Below are 17,886 nucleotides of genomic sequence, written 5' to 3' on the forward strand. Positions count from 1 at the left end.
GTCTTAAGGCGTAGGCATTATGAATTTGAGGGGATAATTATCATTTAGACATTGCTTTGGTACAGCACCACTTCATCCTGCAACAAAATCCTCCCTCTTCATTTTTCAAAAATTCAATCTTCCATCTATGATATTCCGCCACCTTTTTTACTATCTTTATTCCAAGTCCGTGATTGCCCGTACTCTTTTCAAAGGCATAGGACTTTTTATTTATTTTTTGTAAAAACTCCCTGCTAACACCCTGCCCGTTATCTTTTATTTCTAAAACAATATTTTTATTATTTTCATACAGCTCTATGCTTATGGAGCAGCCTTCTACATTGTGGTTCATAGAGTTATTTATAAGATTTATTATCGCTCTTTCCACAAGCTCTTCATTTATTAAAAATGTTTTCCCCTGTAAACTCTCTTCTATATTTAAGTCAAATTCAAACTTTGATTCCATATCTTCATCCAGTGTATTTATAATATTGGTTAAGATTTTGCGGATAAAAACACTCATTTGAATCTGCTTTTTTATAAACCTTCCTGTTCCGAAATCAAGCTTACTTGAAAGATTTAAGTTTTCAACCAATGACCTGATACGCGTTCCCTGTTTATCAATAATTTCAGCTTTGTTTTTTATTGTATCATCACAGTTTTCATTTAGTATCATTTGAGCATTTCCAAGTATGATGGCAAGTGGCGTTCGTATATCATGTGAAACTCCTGCAATCCACTCCACTCTTTCTTCTTCTCTCCTTCTTTGCTTTGACTTATACAGCTTCAGAGCGATAAAAATTAATAGAATAATATTAAAGATAAAGACTAAAGGTGTTATTTTAACAAATAATAAAAAATTACTTGCATTATATTCCAATGTATATTTCCATATTTTGCTGTTTAATTTACCTATTATTAACAGTCCTCCATCATCCGCTACATAGGTATGTACCGGATAATCCTTTAGATAATACCTTGAAAATTTTGCCACATCCTGCAAAGTATACTGTCGATTTTTTAGATCATTTGGTAAATTCTCACTCCATACCGTATTTCCGTCTTTATCTATTATAAAAGCGAATTCATCATTATCTTGAAGTTTTGCACTTTCTTCAGCACTTAATAAGATGTTTCCATTATTAATTGTCAGATTATTTTTTATTTCACTTACAGATGTATAATACACACCTGATCTTTCATGCATTAATATACCGTAGATTATTAAGTCAATAAAAAGTATACCTATTGCACAGAGTAGTATAGTAATTATAAATTGTACTCTTCTTTCTCCCCTTCTTCTCATGCTCTCTCCAATTTATAGCCAAGCCCTCTGACTGTTTTTAAAAATACCGGCTTTGACGGATCTTTCTCTATTTTTTCACGCAGATGTCGCATATGAACTATTAAGGAATTTTCCAGTCCATAACTGCCGTCCGGCCAAAGTTCTTCACAAAGTATATCTGTGGTCACTATCCTCCCCCTGTTTCGATATAAAACAGAAAACAGTGTAAGTTCTTTTGCTGTAAGTGTTATATCCTCCCCACTTTTTCTGACTGTGCCTCCATCCAAAGATACCAGACTCTCTCCCAATACTACCTCCGATATATTTTCATCTATTTTATAACATCTTCTGATTACCGCACCTATACGAAGCAATAATTCTTTGGGAAGAAAAGGCTTTGTAATATAATCATCCGCTCCAAGTCCCAGACCATGCAGTCTGCTCTCATCCTCATCCCTTGCTGAGAGAAAAATCACAGGCAGTTTTGGAAAGATTCCTTCATTTTTTAATCTCTCATAAAAATCAAATCCGTTTCCGTCACCAAGCATCACATCCAGTAAAATCAAATGTACTTGACTTTTTTTTATTTTTTCATTTGCCTCTTTTAAACTGAATGCCGATTCTACATTGCTGTAACCTTCATTTTTTAAAATATCCGCTACTACCCCTGCAAGCTCTCTTTCGTCATCTATTATAAGGATTTTACAATCTTTCTTTTCCATCTTATCTCCTATATTATTTTCTTCACTTATTATAACTTATATAAGCTCCGACAATATATAAAAATGAATTTCTTAATGTAATCATAATGTAGAGATAAGCTTAATATAAGCTTTGACCATTATTCTATATATATAAAGACTTTTAGCACAAAAAAGAAAGGAATATATATGAACAATACAATACTTGAAATCAAAAATTTATCTAAAAAGAGCGGCAATACCTATCGTGTCAAAAACTTGTCCATGAACATACCGAAATCCTGTGTCTACGGATTCCTTGGACCTAACGGAGCAGGTAAAACAACAACTCTGAAAATGATTCTTGGGCTTATAAAAAAGGATGCCGGTGAAATAAAGATGTTCGGTGAAGATGTATCTTCTAAAAATCTTTTGGCTTTACTGCATAAGACAGGCAGTCTTATAGAGAACCCCGGAGGCTACCCACATCTAAGCGGTCTTGAAAATATGCAAATCATCGCAAAGTTAAAAGGTGTAAATGAAACTGAAATAGAAAAGGCATTAAAAACAGTCCGATTATACGAACAAAAGGATAAAAAGCTTGGTGCATATTCACTGGGTATGAAGCAAAGGCTTGGTATTGCTATGGCTTTACTTGGAGATCCCAAGCTTCTTATTTTGGATGAACCAAGTAACGGACTTGATCCTGCAGGCATAATGGAAATCAGAAATCTGATCACCTCTTTGCCGAAGGAAAGAGATATAACTGTTCTTATATCAAGCCATCTTCTAAATGAAATAGAACAAATGGCTGACTATGTAGGCATCATTCACAAGGGGCAGATGCTATATCAGGGAAAACTATCCGAGCTTGAATCAACCGGTAAAAATCTGGAACAGATTTTCCTTGAGCTTACCGGAGAAAGGGAATCACTATGAAGCAAATAGGTTTACATCAGTATCTTTTAATAGAATTTAAAAAGAATAAGTTTATAATTTCAGCTTTACTTTTATTTATCGGAATAATCTTAAACTGCCTTTATGTTTTGCAAGGCAGACTGCCGCAGGGGCAGGAATGGCAAATGATCTTTGCCTCAATTCCTTTTATCAATACATTATTGATTTCTATTATGATGTCTGTACTTGCCAGCAAATGTATTGATGTGGAAAATAAAGGCAATATGTGGAATACTCTGCCCACACTTTATAGCAGAACAAAACTTTATATATCAAAGCTGATGTTCGGATTTGTACATATACTTTTATTTTGTATATTGCAGACGATCTTACTGCTTTGTTTTGCCGTAAAGATTCTGCCTGAAAGCAAATTTCCGCTTTTTTATCTTATATTTACTATATTGTCAGAAATTATATTCGGAATGATTATTTTCCAATTACAATGTCTGCTCTCACTAAGATTTCAGAGTCAGTTTGCAGCACTTTCCATTGCATTTGGCGGAACACTGGCAGGAGTTTTCCTCGCTTTTGTAAGCAAGTTTTCACTTACACCATGGTCTGTACTGTTTTCTCTAAGTACCGTATCTATGGATTTTGATTCTGCAACAAGACAAATGTCTCTTTCGTGGAATAAGATAAATATTTTAGCTGTTCTTGTAGGGTTAATGTATTTTTTTGCTACCTTTATAGCAGGCTTTAAAGTATTTAATACTCCTGAAGCAAAAAACTTTACATTTATTCATTCAAAGGCTAAAAGCAGGAATATACATACAATACTGCCTGCCGAACTTATAAAACTTAAGTACAATCCTGTATGGATCCCTTTTATTTTGATTCCGATTATTTCAGCAGGCATCGGTATTATAAATTTCCTCGGAAACCAATATGTACTGTCCTTTAACTGGGATGACCTTTGGACTCAAGAATCGTTGTTTTTAGGAATATTTTTTCTCTCGCCCTTAATTGCTGTTTTGGCAAGCCTTCTGTTTCGTATGGAGCATCATGGAAATAACTGGAATATAGTACTTACAGTAAACTCAAGGTTTAAGCTCTTAAAGGATAAATGGCTTACCACATCGGCTCTTTCCATTATTTGTATACTGTGGATCGCAATAATATATATTATTTCGGGAAAACTGCTCGGTATCCCTGGGAATATACCTCCTATATTCTTTTTAAGGATTTTTACAAGTTTAATCTGTATTATTGCTGTCGCAGGTTTTCAATGTATGCTGTCACTAATAATACGCTCCTTTGCAATACCTGTGGGACTTGCATTCCTTTGCAATATATTCGGACTTTTGCTTAATTTAAAAGGACTTTTTTATGCCACACCGTTTTCAATGCTGATTTATTCCATGGGAAGTACAAATATTACAGGGAAACTTAATATACCCCTTACAATATTATCATGTTTATTTTATGTCTGTATTACTTTTTGTATAGGTATGCTGTATCTACATAAAGCGGATATAAAGACAGGCAGATAGTATTGCTCTAAAAAATTGGTAATATTGTTATAAATCATTAAGTTTATTGTTATAAACTGCCATTGTAAGAATTTTACTTAATAATGTATAATGATAGAAATGTTTTAAAAACTTACAAAATTGCCATAATATAAAAAGTAGGATTTTAAAGCTTTTATAACTGTTTGTATGCAATCTGCATGATAGCAAAATGGAGACCTGTATGAAAGAAAATAGAACTTATTATAAGAAAAAAGCATATATTATCTTACTTTTTATTACAATTATTCTGGGATTTCAAAGCCTTTATGAATACTATAAAGTCAAGATAGACGATCCTATTCAACTGATTTCAGCTGTATTATACGGTATTATAAAGCTGTTTTTATTTGCACCGCCGATATCTCCGGGGGATAATACAACTATTTTTTATGAACTGGCAAAGTGGCTTGCACCAATACTTACCTCCACCTTTGTATTTACGAAGATTTCAACTACTCTGCTACATCTAAAGAATATAGTTTTTAATAAAATAAGCGGTAATCATATTTTGGTATTTGAGAACAGCTTTATAGGTGAGACATTGATCAATAATTTGCTGAATGAGAAAAACTCATATAAGATTTCTCTTATTTCAAAAAAGTTTATTGATGATAATTTAAAGAGTAAATATGAGAAAAAGGGTATAGCTACATATCAGCTTGATTTTGAAAACAGTGACATAAATGAGATAAAAGAAGTTTTTAGTGCTTTAAATATCAATAATGCAAAGTATATGTTTTTTTGTTCGGAGAATGATCTGGAAAATTATGCTATATACACAAATATTATAAAAAGAATTAAACCCAAAAGGCATATCGGATGTTATATAAAATGTGAGTCTAAGACTGTATCTTCCTATATTGAGGATATGATAAGCCTTGAAAGAAAAAATGAAGAGAAGCTTAAAAGAATAGATACTATACATTTTGATCAGACAGATTTGACTGTCAGAATGTTGATGTCGGATAAATGTGTAATGCAAAGTATTTCAGCCAATATGGATGGGCTTTGTGCTATAGGAGAAAATTGTTCGGTAGAGCTTATAGAAAAAAATATAAAGAAAATTCATATACTGATAATAGGTATAAATGAGCTTACAATTACATTGCTGAAGCATATTTCAAATGATATGACTATATCATTAGATGAAAATACCAAGGTCAGCATTATAGATACAGATGCTGCCAATCGTATGAGCGAACTTTTATATAATAATGAGGGCTTAAAAAAATCCTTGGATATAGAGGTAATGGATATTGGATTTGGAAAAAATGCCTTAAATGAACATTTAAGAAATATAAAAAATGATGATGATTTATCAATTATATTTTTAATGAATAAAGATGTGGTTAGGAGTCTTAAAAATCTTAAGATACTTGACAGGTATTTTGAGAGCGTACCAAAGATAATAAGAAATATATCCAATGTGGATTTAAGCTATATACTTACTAAAAATCATGAAAAAATCCGAATTTTCGGTGATGTTTCACAGATTATGACAGGTGATGTAATGATAAGGGAGTCACTTGATAATCGTGCAAAACAGTTTAATGAAAGCTACAATAAGGCCTCCATGGAGGCAGGTATGGGAGAAGGTCAAAAATGGAATGAACTCTCCTATGTAAAGAAAACCTCTTCAAGACTGTCGGCATCACATGACAGAATAAAAGAAGAAATAGCAAGAAAAATATTTTTTTCTAAAACGGAGGAAGAGATTGTCGATTATCTAAATAAAAAGTTTGAAGAGTTCAGTGGTTTGCAGAATAACCGAAAGGAAAATCCTGAAAAATTCAAGCATGAATTTTGTAAATATTTAGAAGAAGCTCCGTTACTTGATTTTTTATCAAGGCTTGAACATAAAAGATGGTGCAACAGCTATTATGCAATGAATTTTAAGTATGGAGAGAAAAAGGATGAGAACTTAAAGACACATCCATGCCTTATAGACGATTGGGATATTATAAAAGGGGAAAAGTTTGAAATCTGCCATCCTGAATATGATTTATTGTCTGTATTTACTCTCTTTCAAAAGGAGGACTAAAAATGGAAAAAGAGCAAAGGCATAGAAAACCATCTGATGAAATGCAAAGAGCGGCCTATGAATATAATGAAAAAAAGTATAAATATGATGCTTTTATAAGTTATAGACATGTAGAGCCTGACCAAAGCGCAGCAAAACAGGTACATCAGATGATAGAGACATTCAAGCCTCCAAAGGAGTTCTATGAGGACGGTAAAAAACCTACCTTTAGAGTATTTCGTGACAGAGAGGAGCTGGCGGCAAGGGATCTGGGTGCCTCCATAGAAGAGGCACTTGAAACAAGCAGATATCTTATTGTCATATGTTCCAAAAGAACACCTTTATCAGACTGGTGCCAAAAGGAGATAGAGACCTTTAAAAGCTTACATGGGGATGAGAGAATAATACCGGTACTTATAGAGGGTGAGCCTGATGAATCTTTCCCGCAAGCACTTAAGGAGCTTAAGCGTGGGGATAATGAGAGTCTACAGGATGTACTTGCAGCCGATATAAGACCTGATGAAGTACTTCAGTCTGATTTTAGCGGATATGAAAATCTGCAAAATAATAATATTTCAAAATTAAAGGAGCTTACAAAGAAATCTTTAAATATATTAAAAACTGAAAAATACAGAATAATGGCAACAATACTGGGTTGCAGTTTCGGAGATCTTAAACAAAGGGATAAGGAGAGAAAAAACAAGCTTATCCTGACCGTATCCTCTATGGCGGGAACGGTATTTTTGATATTCGGACTGTTTATGGCAATCGCTTATCAAAAGGCGGAAATTGCAAGACAGGAGGCTGTTCAGTCAAATACCGGAATCTTGCTGAAAACCGCCAAAGACTTTTTGAGAGAGGGAGATTATATTAAGGCTGTACTGGTGGCAAAAGAGGCTATGAATCCTATAAAAAAGGATATGAAGTATTATGATTCTTTAAAAGCTGAAGAATTTTCTATATTCAATAATACTATATATCATAGCGGTGCCTCCACACTTACAAATATATCCACAAAAAATAAATTTACATTTATGGCAATAAGTGAGGATGAAAAATATGTAGCTTACGGTCTTAATAATAATGATACTGCCATAGCAAGTGTACAAAACGGTGAGGTAATAAAAAGATTTACAGGACATACCCAGCAGGTCAAATTTGCTGATTTTTCAAAAGACGGAAAATATCTGGCATCTTCTTCTTTTGACAATACCTGCATTATCTATGATATAGAAAGCGGAAAAGAAGTGGCAAAGCTTGAGATAGAGGGTGTGCCTATGTTAACCAAGTTTTCCAAGGATAATACCAAATTGTACTATGCTACAATTTTAAACAGTGATACCTGCTTTTATGTCTATGATACCGCTACATGGCAAAAGCAGGGCGGGTTTGTAATTAACGGTCAGGTTCAATATGCCGATATAAACAGTGACGGCAGCGAAGTACTGGTAACTTTGGCTGATAATACAGAGGATCAGCTTACAAGAAGAAGTTTAAAAGACGGCAATATAATAGATACTATACCAAGGATAAAAGGCATAAATTTAGAGCAGAATGAATTTGACAAACCTTATAAAGCTGCAAGTTATTCTGCCGACGGCAAAAATATAATACTGCTTACAGAGGGTGAGATTATGAAGATTTCACTTGAAGATAAAACAGAAATATTTAGGCAGGATATGTATATCACACCAAATGATACAAAGGTATTAACAGAAAGTGAAAACGGTGAAAAAATAGCGATAAAATCAAGTACGCAGGTATATATTCTGGATGGAAACAGCGGTGAAGTAACTGATGAAATATATTTCCCGGAACTGAATATGAAATATTTTGCCTATAATTATAATACAAATACTGTAGTCGGTTTTGGAGAAAACGGAAATTATTCCGTATGGAAAGATAAAATAATAGTTGAGAATAACTTAAGCTATGGAGGAGGGGTTCCGATAGAATTCTTCTATTTAAAAGATGGAAGCAAGATACTGACAAACTCACATGAAAGTCAGACAATAAAGATAATTGATTTAAAATCAAGGATTTTAGCAGAGCCTATATATGCAAGAATAATGGCAAACTCGGATAATTCTTCTCATATGCTGTTATTTGACGGAAACGGTTTTGTTTTATCAGATGATGACGGGAAGACAAGTAAAAAAATCAACCCCGATGAACCTACAACCTATGGCATTATGTCAAATCCAAAATACAATAGAATATCAAATGACGGCAGATATTATGCCTATATAGGTATGACAAAGGATGCTTTATCAGATGCAAAACCTGTATTAAAATTATATGATGTTCAAAATGATGTAAATAATCAGGTGGTTATAAATACAACCTCAAGCCCCTTTGTTTTCAGTAATGATTCAAAACAAATACTGTTACTTGACAGTGTAGACGGACTGAAAATATATGATACTCAAAACCTTGAACTGATAAAAAACTATAGTGATATTAAATATGAATCCGGAGTTGTAAAGTTACTGATAAACTCTCAAATCCTTGTAGTAAACAGATTTTCAGGTATAGCTTCCGTTTATAATCTTGATACCGATGAACATATAACGGATATTCCGGGAGAGGTGGTAAATATACAAAATGTTGACGGCGAAATAAAATTAAGGGGAATACAAAATAATACCGCATTTTATTGGAGCAACAAGGACGGTTTAAGTACACATGAAATGGATGAGGCATGTGCCCAGACGGCATTGAGCTTTAATGATATAAATTTATATAATGAAAATACTGATATATTGATGATGATAAGGAATAATGAAACAGACAGAAAATGCTATGTGGTTGATTTTTCAACTGGAAGATTAAAAATGACCTTAAGTCCTGCTGTCAAGGATTATAATGTAAACGGTCATATTTCACCTGACGGTAAGCAAATAGCAATAGATCAAAACTATTATGTAAATTATGATAAAGACAGTGCAAAGTCAACATACTATATAGTATCTACGGTATATAAGCTGTTAAATGAGGATGAAATATCAAATGAAATAGACGGCATCATTGCCGGAAGAAAATTATCTGATGAAGAGAAGGTACAAATAGGTATAATTGCAAAGTAAACCTACATTTCCGGATATACTATACTACTCTTGTAGAACATTTTATGCCATACAACAACTGTTACAATAAAACCGATACCGTTAATATAGCAGTCTTCGGATGCTATATTAACGGTAGATCTTGTTTTATCTTTATATGATTTTGCTCATATAGTATTAACTTCATTTCTCCTTTCCCGCTTCAAGTTCTGCAAATAGCTTCCAAACTCTTCTGATACTGTTTCTTTTTTCCCTATTTTCAGCTTGACGATAATACTTTTTTTGTTGCTTTGTTACTTTCGGTAATTTTTTATAACTAATCTGCATTAACTTTTTTGCTTCATCATGTTTTATGATATATTCCAAATGATTATACGGTGATTGATTCTTTTCCACATCCCTTTGTACATGGTAATGTGCAGTCTTTGCCTCCTCCATAGTAAGAGGCTTCCCGTCAAACGGACAATGCAATAACTTATACCTGTCAAAATATTGTATATATGATATTTTCCAAGCAGCCATATCGGTAAGAATATAAAGATTGGTATCGTCAAACTCTATTTGTACTCCTCTTTTATTAGCTAAGTACTCTATTCCCTGTGCATACTTTCTATACTTACAAGGATAGAAGGCTACCCTTTCTTCCTTTGCAATATATCTCATAGCTGTTTTCAGATTCTTACTTTTTCCGACTTCATCCACTCTGATTAACAAATCTTTTTGAAGTTCTTCATTCCACTCTTCAAGGTACAGTCTTATATCCTGACTTGAGTCACTTAGACTTATTCTCCAATTATACCAATCAGTATGCACTCCTATATAATCTTCCTTAAGCTCTGTCCAGATAGGTAAATCTCTAAATACATCCTTTAAATTTTCTCTATATCCATTGTATAAAAACTTGATATTACAGCAACACTTACATGGCTTTAAATATTTAATCCTGCCGTCATTCATATCAAAGCTTATCAATGACTTTTCTTTGATTCGATTTATAAATCTGCATCCCGGTCTGTGAAAGATCTTAGATTTATTACTCATCTGTGCTATCATTTTCTTCCTCCAATCTACAAAGTAATTCTTTGTTATAATTGGAGTTTATCAGATCATCTGTCCGTTAAAAATGACAGCTGCTAAACCTTAAGTTAACATTTTAAAACCGTTATATTCTGACTATTATCCTTCAGAATATTTCTTTGACATATAGGTAATATCCTCTTTTACCTTATTTCTAAGACTTTCGGGTTCCAAAACCTCTACATAAGGCCCGTATTGTAATGCCCAAAATCTCATTGCCTTTTCATTACAGTTGACTCTTACTATAATACGTTCTTCATCTTTTTTAATGATACTAAAATCAGTTCCAAACCAATCTACCAGTTCAGACATCATATCTTTGGTTGTCAGCAGCTTAACAGCAGTGCTTTTTCCGCTGAACATATAAATATGTTCAGCCATATGCTTTGGAAGATTTATCCCGGATTTAAGCTCAGGCATATCTTTCATCGGCTTAACTTTATCTTCAAGTTCACATACATCAGTCATTTTGTCTATGCGAAAATGTACTACATTATCATACTTGTCATAATTTCCTATCAGATAAAATTTTCCGTTATTTGCAACTATCCTGTACGGATTTACAATATAACGCTCTTTTCTTCCGGGATGAAGCTTAAAATCAGTTCCTATATAATTATATATAAAGCTGATCTTATGCCCCTCTGAGATAGCATCATTTATCTTATCTATAGAGTAGATGTTTTGTCTGTTGATATTCTTGTTAAGCTCAGGTATATTACATATATTTGATACTTTTGCATTAAAGTATTTACTTGAAAGCCCTTTTATCTTTTTAATAAGTTCCTTGGCCTGATTTGCAGAAAATACTTTTGAAAATAAAACACTGTCAATAAGTACCCTAAGTTCTGCATCATCAAACTCTCTAAAAACCATCCTATATCCGTCTTCCATTGATACTTCAAATCCATGGCTCTCACCAAATTCTTTCAATAACAAGACATTATTCTTTACAGAGCGTCTGTCACATACCGTTCCATAATTTTTTTCCAAAAGCTTTATAATCTCTTGTTGTGTCAAAGAATGATCCTCATCGGTATAATTGCGAAGTATCTCCAGTATGAACATATTCAACATCTTTTTATTTCCTATACCATACATCTATGCCCCCATTTCAAGGTCAAATATACTGCTGTAACAGATACTGATATTTTATTCTTATATTCTAAAGTTTCAATATATTTTCCTGTATTATAATACATCTATTGCTCTTAAGTTTCATTCATAAAACTCTCTATCTTTTCAATTTCCTTTTTCGCTCTTTTTCTTACAGCTTCTATATCCCAATCTCCCAAACTTTCATATTCTTTCATAAATTCTATTCTAACTGCCGCATATTGTGAATTTTTGTATTCAGTAATTTTTTCACTTACAGTATTATCCTGAATACTCTTATTTATATGACTGTCAAGTACAATCAGATTTCCTATTCCGTTAAACTCATCACTATTATCACTGAAATTATTTCTTGCCCGTATATGCTCTATATCATAAGGGTTTTTATTCTTTTCGTAGATTGCATAGTGGAAAAACTTTTCATAAATTTCTTGCTCACTTATTACTATTTCATTTCCTTGGCAAATAAACGATTCCCCCAAATTAGCTATTTCATCAAGTAATCCAGACAGTGTGCAAACAAGCCTGACTCTACTTGCATTGTAAAATAATCCTGATTTAATAGTTGTATAAAAATCTTCCTTAGGTTCATGGTCCTTACTGCGCACCGGTGACCACAGCATATCTTTAATATTTTCTATAATCTTATTAGTGCTATCTTTCTTAAACCACTTAAAGCATTCCTCACAAACCTTATTTTGAACAGAATTTATCACTCTGTCATTTACAACAGTATAGATTAAAAAGAATCTAAACATATACATATTTACTCTCAGTGAATCTATATAGTAATCGCTCCAGCCCTTTCCTTTAGCTTTAAAGTATGCAACCACAAATGGTATAGTCCAATACCTTTTATATCTGGTTTTTTCAACCATATAAATCGAAAAGATTTCTTTTGCAATTTCATGATGTGTGCCGTCATACCTTACATCTTCAATCCAGCGCCAATACTTAATAAATTCTTCCACTATATGCTTGAATGTGTCAAACTCCAGTACACTTAGGTCACTTTGCTCTGTAAGTTTATCCCCTTTAAAAAGTTCATCAAAGAACTTTTCATTGCTTTTTGATACCTCAGAAAATCCCCAGCCAAATTCCGCACAAATTATATGTTTATAGATATCTAAAACCCACGACATATTAAATTCTGTCTGGTCTTTTCTTCCGCCTACGCCCAGTGCATTATTGCTATCATCTATCAATTTATAACAATTGGCAATTTCTTTCATCCAGTTGTCTGTATCATCGATTTTTCTAAGGTAATTATAATATCTTAATTTAAAAATATCTGTTGCATTCAAATCAAGCCCAGTAGTATTTATAGTGTTAAAGACAGATACCACTTCCGGTAGATCCATTTCTTCGGTCGTCAGTATTACAAAGTATATATTATCCAATACAAAATCTTTAAGTTCTGAATAAAAATTCGTTTTATCTTTAAACTCTTGTTCGTAATACTCAGAAGTAGCCTTCCTTAACTGTTCCTTATTTTTAGAATATTTAGAGGAAACTTTTTTTATTTGAGTCTCACTCATTACTTTTTTGAGTTCTTCAGAATCTATAGTATTGCTGTAATCATTGTTTTTTTCTTTCGGATGGGTTTTGATTATCTCTTTTTGAAGTACATCCAACAAAAGTAAAAATGTTGTAAGTCTTTGTTGACCATCAACAATATCAAGTATATTGTCATCTTTAGTTTCTTTGTTAAACTGTATTGTCCCAAAAAACACGGACTTTGCATATTTTCTGGCATCCACTTCATTTTTCGTACTGAATGCTTCAAAAATAGTATTCAAAAAATCATTTATATTTTTTTCTGCCCATTCATATGGACGCTGATAAATAGGTATTCTATACCTTTCTTTTATTATATCTCTAAGTCCCAACACTTTAGAATCAATCGGAAATCCCATAAATCCTCCTCATAATAACTTATTCTATTAAGATTACAATAATAACTCGTTTTTATTCTACATCATTACAACATTTTTTCAAGCTCTAATCATTACACTATCTCGTATATTCCTAATTTGCTTTTTAGTAAGTGTTTTCTCTTTCAGCAGTTCTTGGCATCACCTCCACTATGGTATATCATCAAAATGTCCGGCTCTCATCTATGAATTCGGCAAACAAATAATTTAACTCATATATCAAAGACTCCTTTGAAAAATCATGCCCTTCACCTTTAATTATTTTATATTTACAGGCATTATTTTTTATGCTTTTTAAGATTTCAATATAGCGAAATGACGGATCTTCTTCACCATACAAAAAATACATACTATCTCCTCTAAAATTTTTGGCACCTTCTTTTATTCTATGAAAATTTATCATCAATGGAGCATTGATTAAAACAGCATTCTTTATTTTTTCAATTTTTCTGCACTGAGTTGCACCTATCGAAGCTCCGTTTGAAATTCCGACAAAAAATATTTCTTTATAAGCCCCAATATACTTACTTATACATTTTATTTCTTCCTCCAAATCACAAACATAATCTTTAGGATTGGCGGAAACAACAAATGTATAACCATATTTTTCAAATAAAAAATCGCATATATTCAAATATTTATTTTCAAAACCTTCGATAGTTCCTCCTCTTCCTGTTTTTATAAAAACAATATTTCTTTCACCTTTTATTATTCCAAACTGCTTTTCAATTACTTTGTCGTATTGTTTCAATAATTATCCTCCATCTTTTTCTGAGTTAAATACCTATATCCAACTCGTCTTGTATATTTAAGATAGCATATAGTATGTACAATATTTTGCACATACAAAAAACAGGCCTCTGAAAGCCTGTTTTTGTACTCATCCTATTCCCAATTTTTCTACCAAACTCCTTGCCTTTTTTATTGCACCGGACTTGGCATTGCTGTTTGCTATTTCTAAAAGCCCCTGCCATTTTGCATCTTCTTTGAGAATCAATCCTCTCTTTGCCGCCTCCCTTAAATAGTTGGCATAATAGATACAAATATCCAAGACACGATTTATCCATACCGGAGGCTTATTATTTTCCACAGTCTTTTCTCCTGCATATTTGATACACTCACTGAGCATAATATAGTATATACTTAAAAGTCCTCTTTCCTTTTCAACTATTCGCACCAGTTTTGCAGGGCTTATCTCTTCGTGTAATAAAAGCTCTCTTGTAATATTCCGCAGTACATCAGTTGATAGATCACCCGAGTCTACCAATTGCTTAAAAAGACTCTTTGCACCATAAATACTTTCTCCGTCCTGAGCTAAAAGTGCCACTGCAATAGTAAGAAATGCCTTTGAATATGGAGCAGGTTCTCCTTTTAGCGGACCGTTATCTTCATTCCTCCAATTTCTAAACTTGCTTACTACAATCTTCTTTTTTAAATTGTTGTAATGAAGCCATACAGCCTTTTCATCTTCATCTATAATTTCGCCTTTATTATCAACCTCAAATGCCGAAACCTGCCCCTCATTTCTAAGTCCGTAAATCCATCCGGCTACTGTTACCTGATATTCATAAATCTCTACATCAGGCAGTTTTAAATTAAATTGGAAAACCTTTTCACTTTTTCTTAATTCAATGGCTTTTACACTCATTGATACATTATCATCAATAAGTTTTTTAGGTTCAGGCAACTTTAACCAAAGCTCGTCAAAATCATCCGGAGATTCTTTAACCTCCGATAATTTCTCATTTTTGTCTGTGTCTTTTACAGTCTCTATATCAAGAGATTTTAATTTATCCATGATCTCTTTTGCATAACCCACAGCCTTTGATGCCCCCGATTTATCCGCAAGCTTTTTTATTGCTTTCATTTCCAATATACTTTTTGGGGCAAGTTTATTTTCTACTGCAAAAACAGCCTCATCCAAATAATCTCTTAAAAGTTTTACAATCTCGGCAGTTCCTGCAATCATTCTTGGAGCTGCCAATGATACTCCCACCGTATCACAGGCTGCCTCCCAAAAAAGACTCAACATACCGTCCTTTGCCAAATTCTCCATAGAAAGAGCCATACTTGCCAAATTTGAAGGAGTCCCACCCCGCCAATCCAAATAGGAAATATCTGCAATTCCCGGGAGCAACAGCCCTCTTTCCCATGCTTTGTGAGTCGCATTAATAACATCTTTGGCATTCTCATCACTTAGATTTGAGCCTATGGCAATCCAGTTCATCAGTGCGCCCTTTGTAACAGGCTTTCTCCTCTTTGCTATCTGCCTTAAAGCCAAACCCTGCCCATGATAAACTTCAGAATCTCTATGTATTGCAGTAAGTGAATAATCGCCCCAGGTCGGAAAGATGCTAAACATTGAATCATTGCTATGTGAAAGTCTACTTGGTAATAATCTAAGGCTTTTTGGAATATCAAGTTCTATATCCCAATATGATGTTTTCCCCGGTGTAAAATCCGGCTCAATATATGGATTTTTTAAATATCCAGCAATTATTTCACCGGCTGAAACATCATTCCCCTCTTCATCCTTCAAAAAATCACCTAAAGGCATTTTAATTTTAAAATTAAAATCTTTTACATTTTCCAAATATTCTTTTACATCTTTTTCTGTAATCAAATCCATATCAAGCCTTGTAAGTGCAAGCTGTAGATCCGGTTCCGAAATATATAATATATTTTCATTTTTATACATTAAAAGACGACTAAGTAAATCCGATAAACTTATGCTTAAATCCTCATAGCTTGGAGTGCTAAGTAAACAAGGCCACTTGTCAATTGATGCAAATGTCACAACACTCCTTGTATATAAAAGTTCACCATACCTGATTTTTAAAACTTCCTTTTCACCATTCCATTCATTCATCTTTCTGTCCGGACATATATTGTTTTCAATATTTTTTGCCCATCTACCAAGTGACCAAATTCCACTTGATTCATTGTCAGAAATTCCCGCAAGACTTATTTTTGCCTCATCAGGATCTTTATATGCAATCTTATTTGCAACAGCAATAAATCTCTCAAAAGTAATATCCTCAACACGTTCCTTTCTTTCTGAAATCACTGCCAGCAAATCCGTCAATTCTTCCGGTGAGACTTCTCCAAGTTCAAACCTTGGAACTTCCCATAGCTTAGGTGTTTTTCTCCAAAGTCCCTGTACTTCTTCTTTTACATCATCTTTTTCAAGTTTTAATTCCCAAGCCTTTTCAATGTTTTCGGCAAGTTTTACAATCCCCTTATCCTCATCATTCTTATAAAGTAAAAGCCACTCCTCATATTCTTTTGCAGACATCGGCTTTCCTCTTTTTAACGCAGAGTTTAAAATCAATTTTTTTATCTTTTTGGCCTTTGCAAAGCTACATGGAATCAATACCTGATACAACCAATCTTCTGTAACATTCTCTATAAGTATCGGCGCAAATCTCTCAAGTATAGCTGTCTCTCCAAGCCCCAACAGCGGAATTATTGTTTCTACTCTTGATTTGATATCCTCATCCGTAAGTCCTATTTGCTCTAAAACATTTACAAGCTCTTTTCTATCTCCCGGTCTTTGCGCTATATTAAGGCCGTAAAACACCTGCTCAACAGCATATTCTTTTGTAAGTACATTATTCTCTACACCCCAAATCAAAACTTCGGAAAAAGGTCCTGTTGCCGGCACATTTATAGAAACCCCCACTTTCACATGCTCAGTGAATCTTCTTATAATCTCATCTTTTTCAATTACAAAGTCCTCATCAAAATTGTGGTCTTTCCTTTTTGATTTCAAAAGAGTTGCTGCTACAGCTGCCCAGTCCTTCATATACTCCACAGATTCCGGAATTTCAAGATTCATTTGATGAACAAGTTTTATTGCCAACATACCAAGAACCGATAAGGAATGCTCCCATATTCTCCTATTTGATGTACATGCGGACTTTATAAAATTCATAGCATAGGTTTCGCCTCGAGCTTTGATAGCCTTTAATGCCACCTCGCTGCCACCTCTTAAAATATTTGCCGCACGCTTAGCATCCACCCCGACACGAATAGCAAATATTTCAAGTTTAGCTAAATCCACATCTACCACAGGAACAAAGCCGTAAGTATTCTCAGATAACTGTTTGATTTGTAACCACTCTCCGGATTTTAATCCTTCTCTTGCAATTTTTTGTTCTTCACCGCTACCTGTACCAAGGTTTAAAATATCTTTAAAATCTGTTTCCTCGTATCCAAGGGAACGATAAATTTCAACTGCCTTTTCAAGTTTGCTTGCCATA

At 33.5% G+C, this 17,886-nt stretch carries 11 protein-coding genes; 4 read left to right on the plus strand and 7 right to left on the minus strand.

The window, feature by feature from the left end; all coding sequences use genetic code 11:
• Nucleotides 1-40 precede the first annotated feature (40 nt).
• Both HMPREF0381_RS10080 and HMPREF0381_RS10085 read right to left on the minus strand, forming a co-directional pair.
• Nucleotides 41-1,285: a sensor histidine kinase gene (locus HMPREF0381_RS10080; protein WP_008751874.1), complete on the minus strand. Its 1,245-nt coding sequence runs from the start codon at nt 1,283-1,285 to the stop codon at nt 41-43.
• A complete protein-coding gene (locus tag HMPREF0381_RS10085) occupies nt 1,282-1,986 on the minus strand; it encodes a response regulator transcription factor (RefSeq protein ID WP_008751875.1) in 705 nt (234 codons plus the stop codon). Before HMPREF0381_RS10085 ends, HMPREF0381_RS10080 begins: the two co-directional genes overlap by 4 nt.
• Nucleotides 1,987-2,154: 168 nt before the next feature.
• Here HMPREF0381_RS10085 and HMPREF0381_RS10090 point away from each other — a divergent pair, with 168 nt between their 5' ends.
• The 4 genes from HMPREF0381_RS10090 to HMPREF0381_RS10105 all read left to right on the plus strand — a co-directional run bounded on the left by HMPREF0381_RS10090 (nt 2,155) and on the right by HMPREF0381_RS10105 (nt 9,518).
• Entirely contained in the window at nt 2,155-2,883 is a 729-nt protein-coding gene (locus HMPREF0381_RS10090; protein ID WP_008751876.1) for an ABC transporter ATP-binding protein, read from the plus strand.
• Entirely contained in the window at nt 2,880-4,391 is a 1,512-nt protein-coding gene (locus HMPREF0381_RS10095) for an ABC transporter permease (protein ID WP_008751877.1), read from the plus strand. The genes HMPREF0381_RS10090 and HMPREF0381_RS10095 overlap by 4 nt, the downstream gene beginning before the upstream one ends.
• Before the next feature lie 202 nt (nt 4,392-4,593).
• Complete coding sequence (locus HMPREF0381_RS10100) at nt 4,594-6,453, plus strand: hypothetical protein (protein ID WP_008751878.1); 1,860 nt, start codon at nt 4,594-4,596, stop codon at nt 6,451-6,453.
• Nucleotides 6,454-6,455: 2 nt separating this feature from the next.
• Nucleotides 6,456-9,518 carry a TIR domain-containing protein gene (locus HMPREF0381_RS10105; protein ID WP_008751879.1) on the plus strand — a complete coding sequence of 1,021 codons (3,063 nt, stop codon included), beginning with the start codon at nt 6,456-6,458 and terminating at the stop codon, nt 9,516-9,518.
• Nucleotides 9,519-9,680: 162 nt separating this feature from the next.
• Here HMPREF0381_RS10105 and HMPREF0381_RS10110 read toward each other — a convergent pair whose 3' ends face one another.
• The 5 genes from HMPREF0381_RS10110 to HMPREF0381_RS10130 form a co-directional block, all read right to left on the minus strand.
• The gene (locus HMPREF0381_RS10110) at nt 9,681-10,550 is read right to left on the minus strand and encodes a hypothetical protein (protein WP_008751880.1); all 870 of its coding nucleotides are present in this window, start codon (nt 10,548-10,550) and stop codon (nt 9,681-9,683) included.
• Nucleotides 10,551-10,673: 123 nt separating this feature from the next.
• Nucleotides 10,674-11,675 carry a helix-turn-helix transcriptional regulator gene (locus HMPREF0381_RS10115; protein ID WP_008751881.1) on the minus strand — a complete coding sequence of 334 codons (1,002 nt, stop codon included), beginning with the start codon at nt 11,673-11,675 and terminating at the stop codon, nt 10,674-10,676.
• A 110-nt stretch (nt 11,676-11,785) separates the two neighbouring features.
• Nucleotides 11,786-13,606, minus strand: coding sequence for a DUF262 domain-containing protein (locus tag HMPREF0381_RS10120; RefSeq protein ID WP_008751882.1), 1,821 nt, complete (start codon nt 13,604-13,606; stop codon nt 11,786-11,788).
• Nucleotides 13,607-13,787: 181 nt separating this feature from the next.
• Complete coding sequence (locus HMPREF0381_RS10125; RefSeq protein WP_008751883.1) at nt 13,788-14,375, minus strand: hypothetical protein; 588 nt, start codon at nt 14,373-14,375, stop codon at nt 13,788-13,790.
• A gap of 129 nt (nt 14,376-14,504) precedes the next feature.
• Nucleotides 14,505-17,885 (minus strand): PRTRC system protein E, encoded by a 3,381-nt coding sequence (locus HMPREF0381_RS10130; RefSeq protein WP_008751884.1) that lies wholly within the window; start codon nt 17,883-17,885, stop codon nt 14,505-14,507.
• Between the last annotated feature and the right edge of the window lies 1 nt (nt 17,886).

The organism is Lachnoanaerobaculum saburreum DSM 3986 (assembly GCF_000185385.1).
GTDB lineage: Bacteria > Bacillota > Clostridia > Lachnospirales > Lachnospiraceae > Lachnoanaerobaculum > Lachnoanaerobaculum saburreum.

Coding starts and splice junctions, on each gene's coding strand:
- HMPREF0381_RS10080 (WP_008751874.1), bottom strand. CDS start 1,285: ATGAGAAGAAGGGGAGAAAGAAGAGTACAATTTATAATTACTATACTA.
- HMPREF0381_RS10085 (WP_008751875.1), bottom strand. CDS start 1,986: ATGGAAAAGAAAGATTGTAAAATCCTTATAATAGATGACGAAAGAGAG.
- HMPREF0381_RS10090 (WP_008751876.1), top strand. CDS start 2,155: ATGAACAATACAATACTTGAAATCAAAAATTTATCTAAAAAGAGCGGC.
- HMPREF0381_RS10095 (WP_008751877.1), top strand. CDS start 2,880: ATGAAGCAAATAGGTTTACATCAGTATCTTTTAATAGAATTTAAAAAG.
- HMPREF0381_RS10100 (WP_008751878.1), top strand. CDS start 4,594: ATGAAAGAAAATAGAACTTATTATAAGAAAAAAGCATATATTATCTTA.
- HMPREF0381_RS10105 (WP_008751879.1), top strand. CDS start 6,456: ATGGAAAAAGAGCAAAGGCATAGAAAACCATCTGATGAAATGCAAAGA.
- HMPREF0381_RS10110 (WP_008751880.1), bottom strand. CDS start 10,550: ATGATAGCACAGATGAGTAATAAATCTAAGATCTTTCACAGACCGGGA.
- HMPREF0381_RS10115 (WP_008751881.1), bottom strand. CDS start 11,675: ATGTATGGTATAGGAAATAAAAAGATGTTGAATATGTTCATACTGGAG.
- HMPREF0381_RS10120 (WP_008751882.1), bottom strand. CDS start 13,606: ATGGGATTTCCGATTGATTCTAAAGTGTTGGGACTTAGAGATATAATA.
- HMPREF0381_RS10130 (WP_008751884.1), bottom strand. CDS start 17,885: ATGGCAAGCAAACTTGAAAAGGCAGTTGAAATTTATCGTTCCCTTGGA.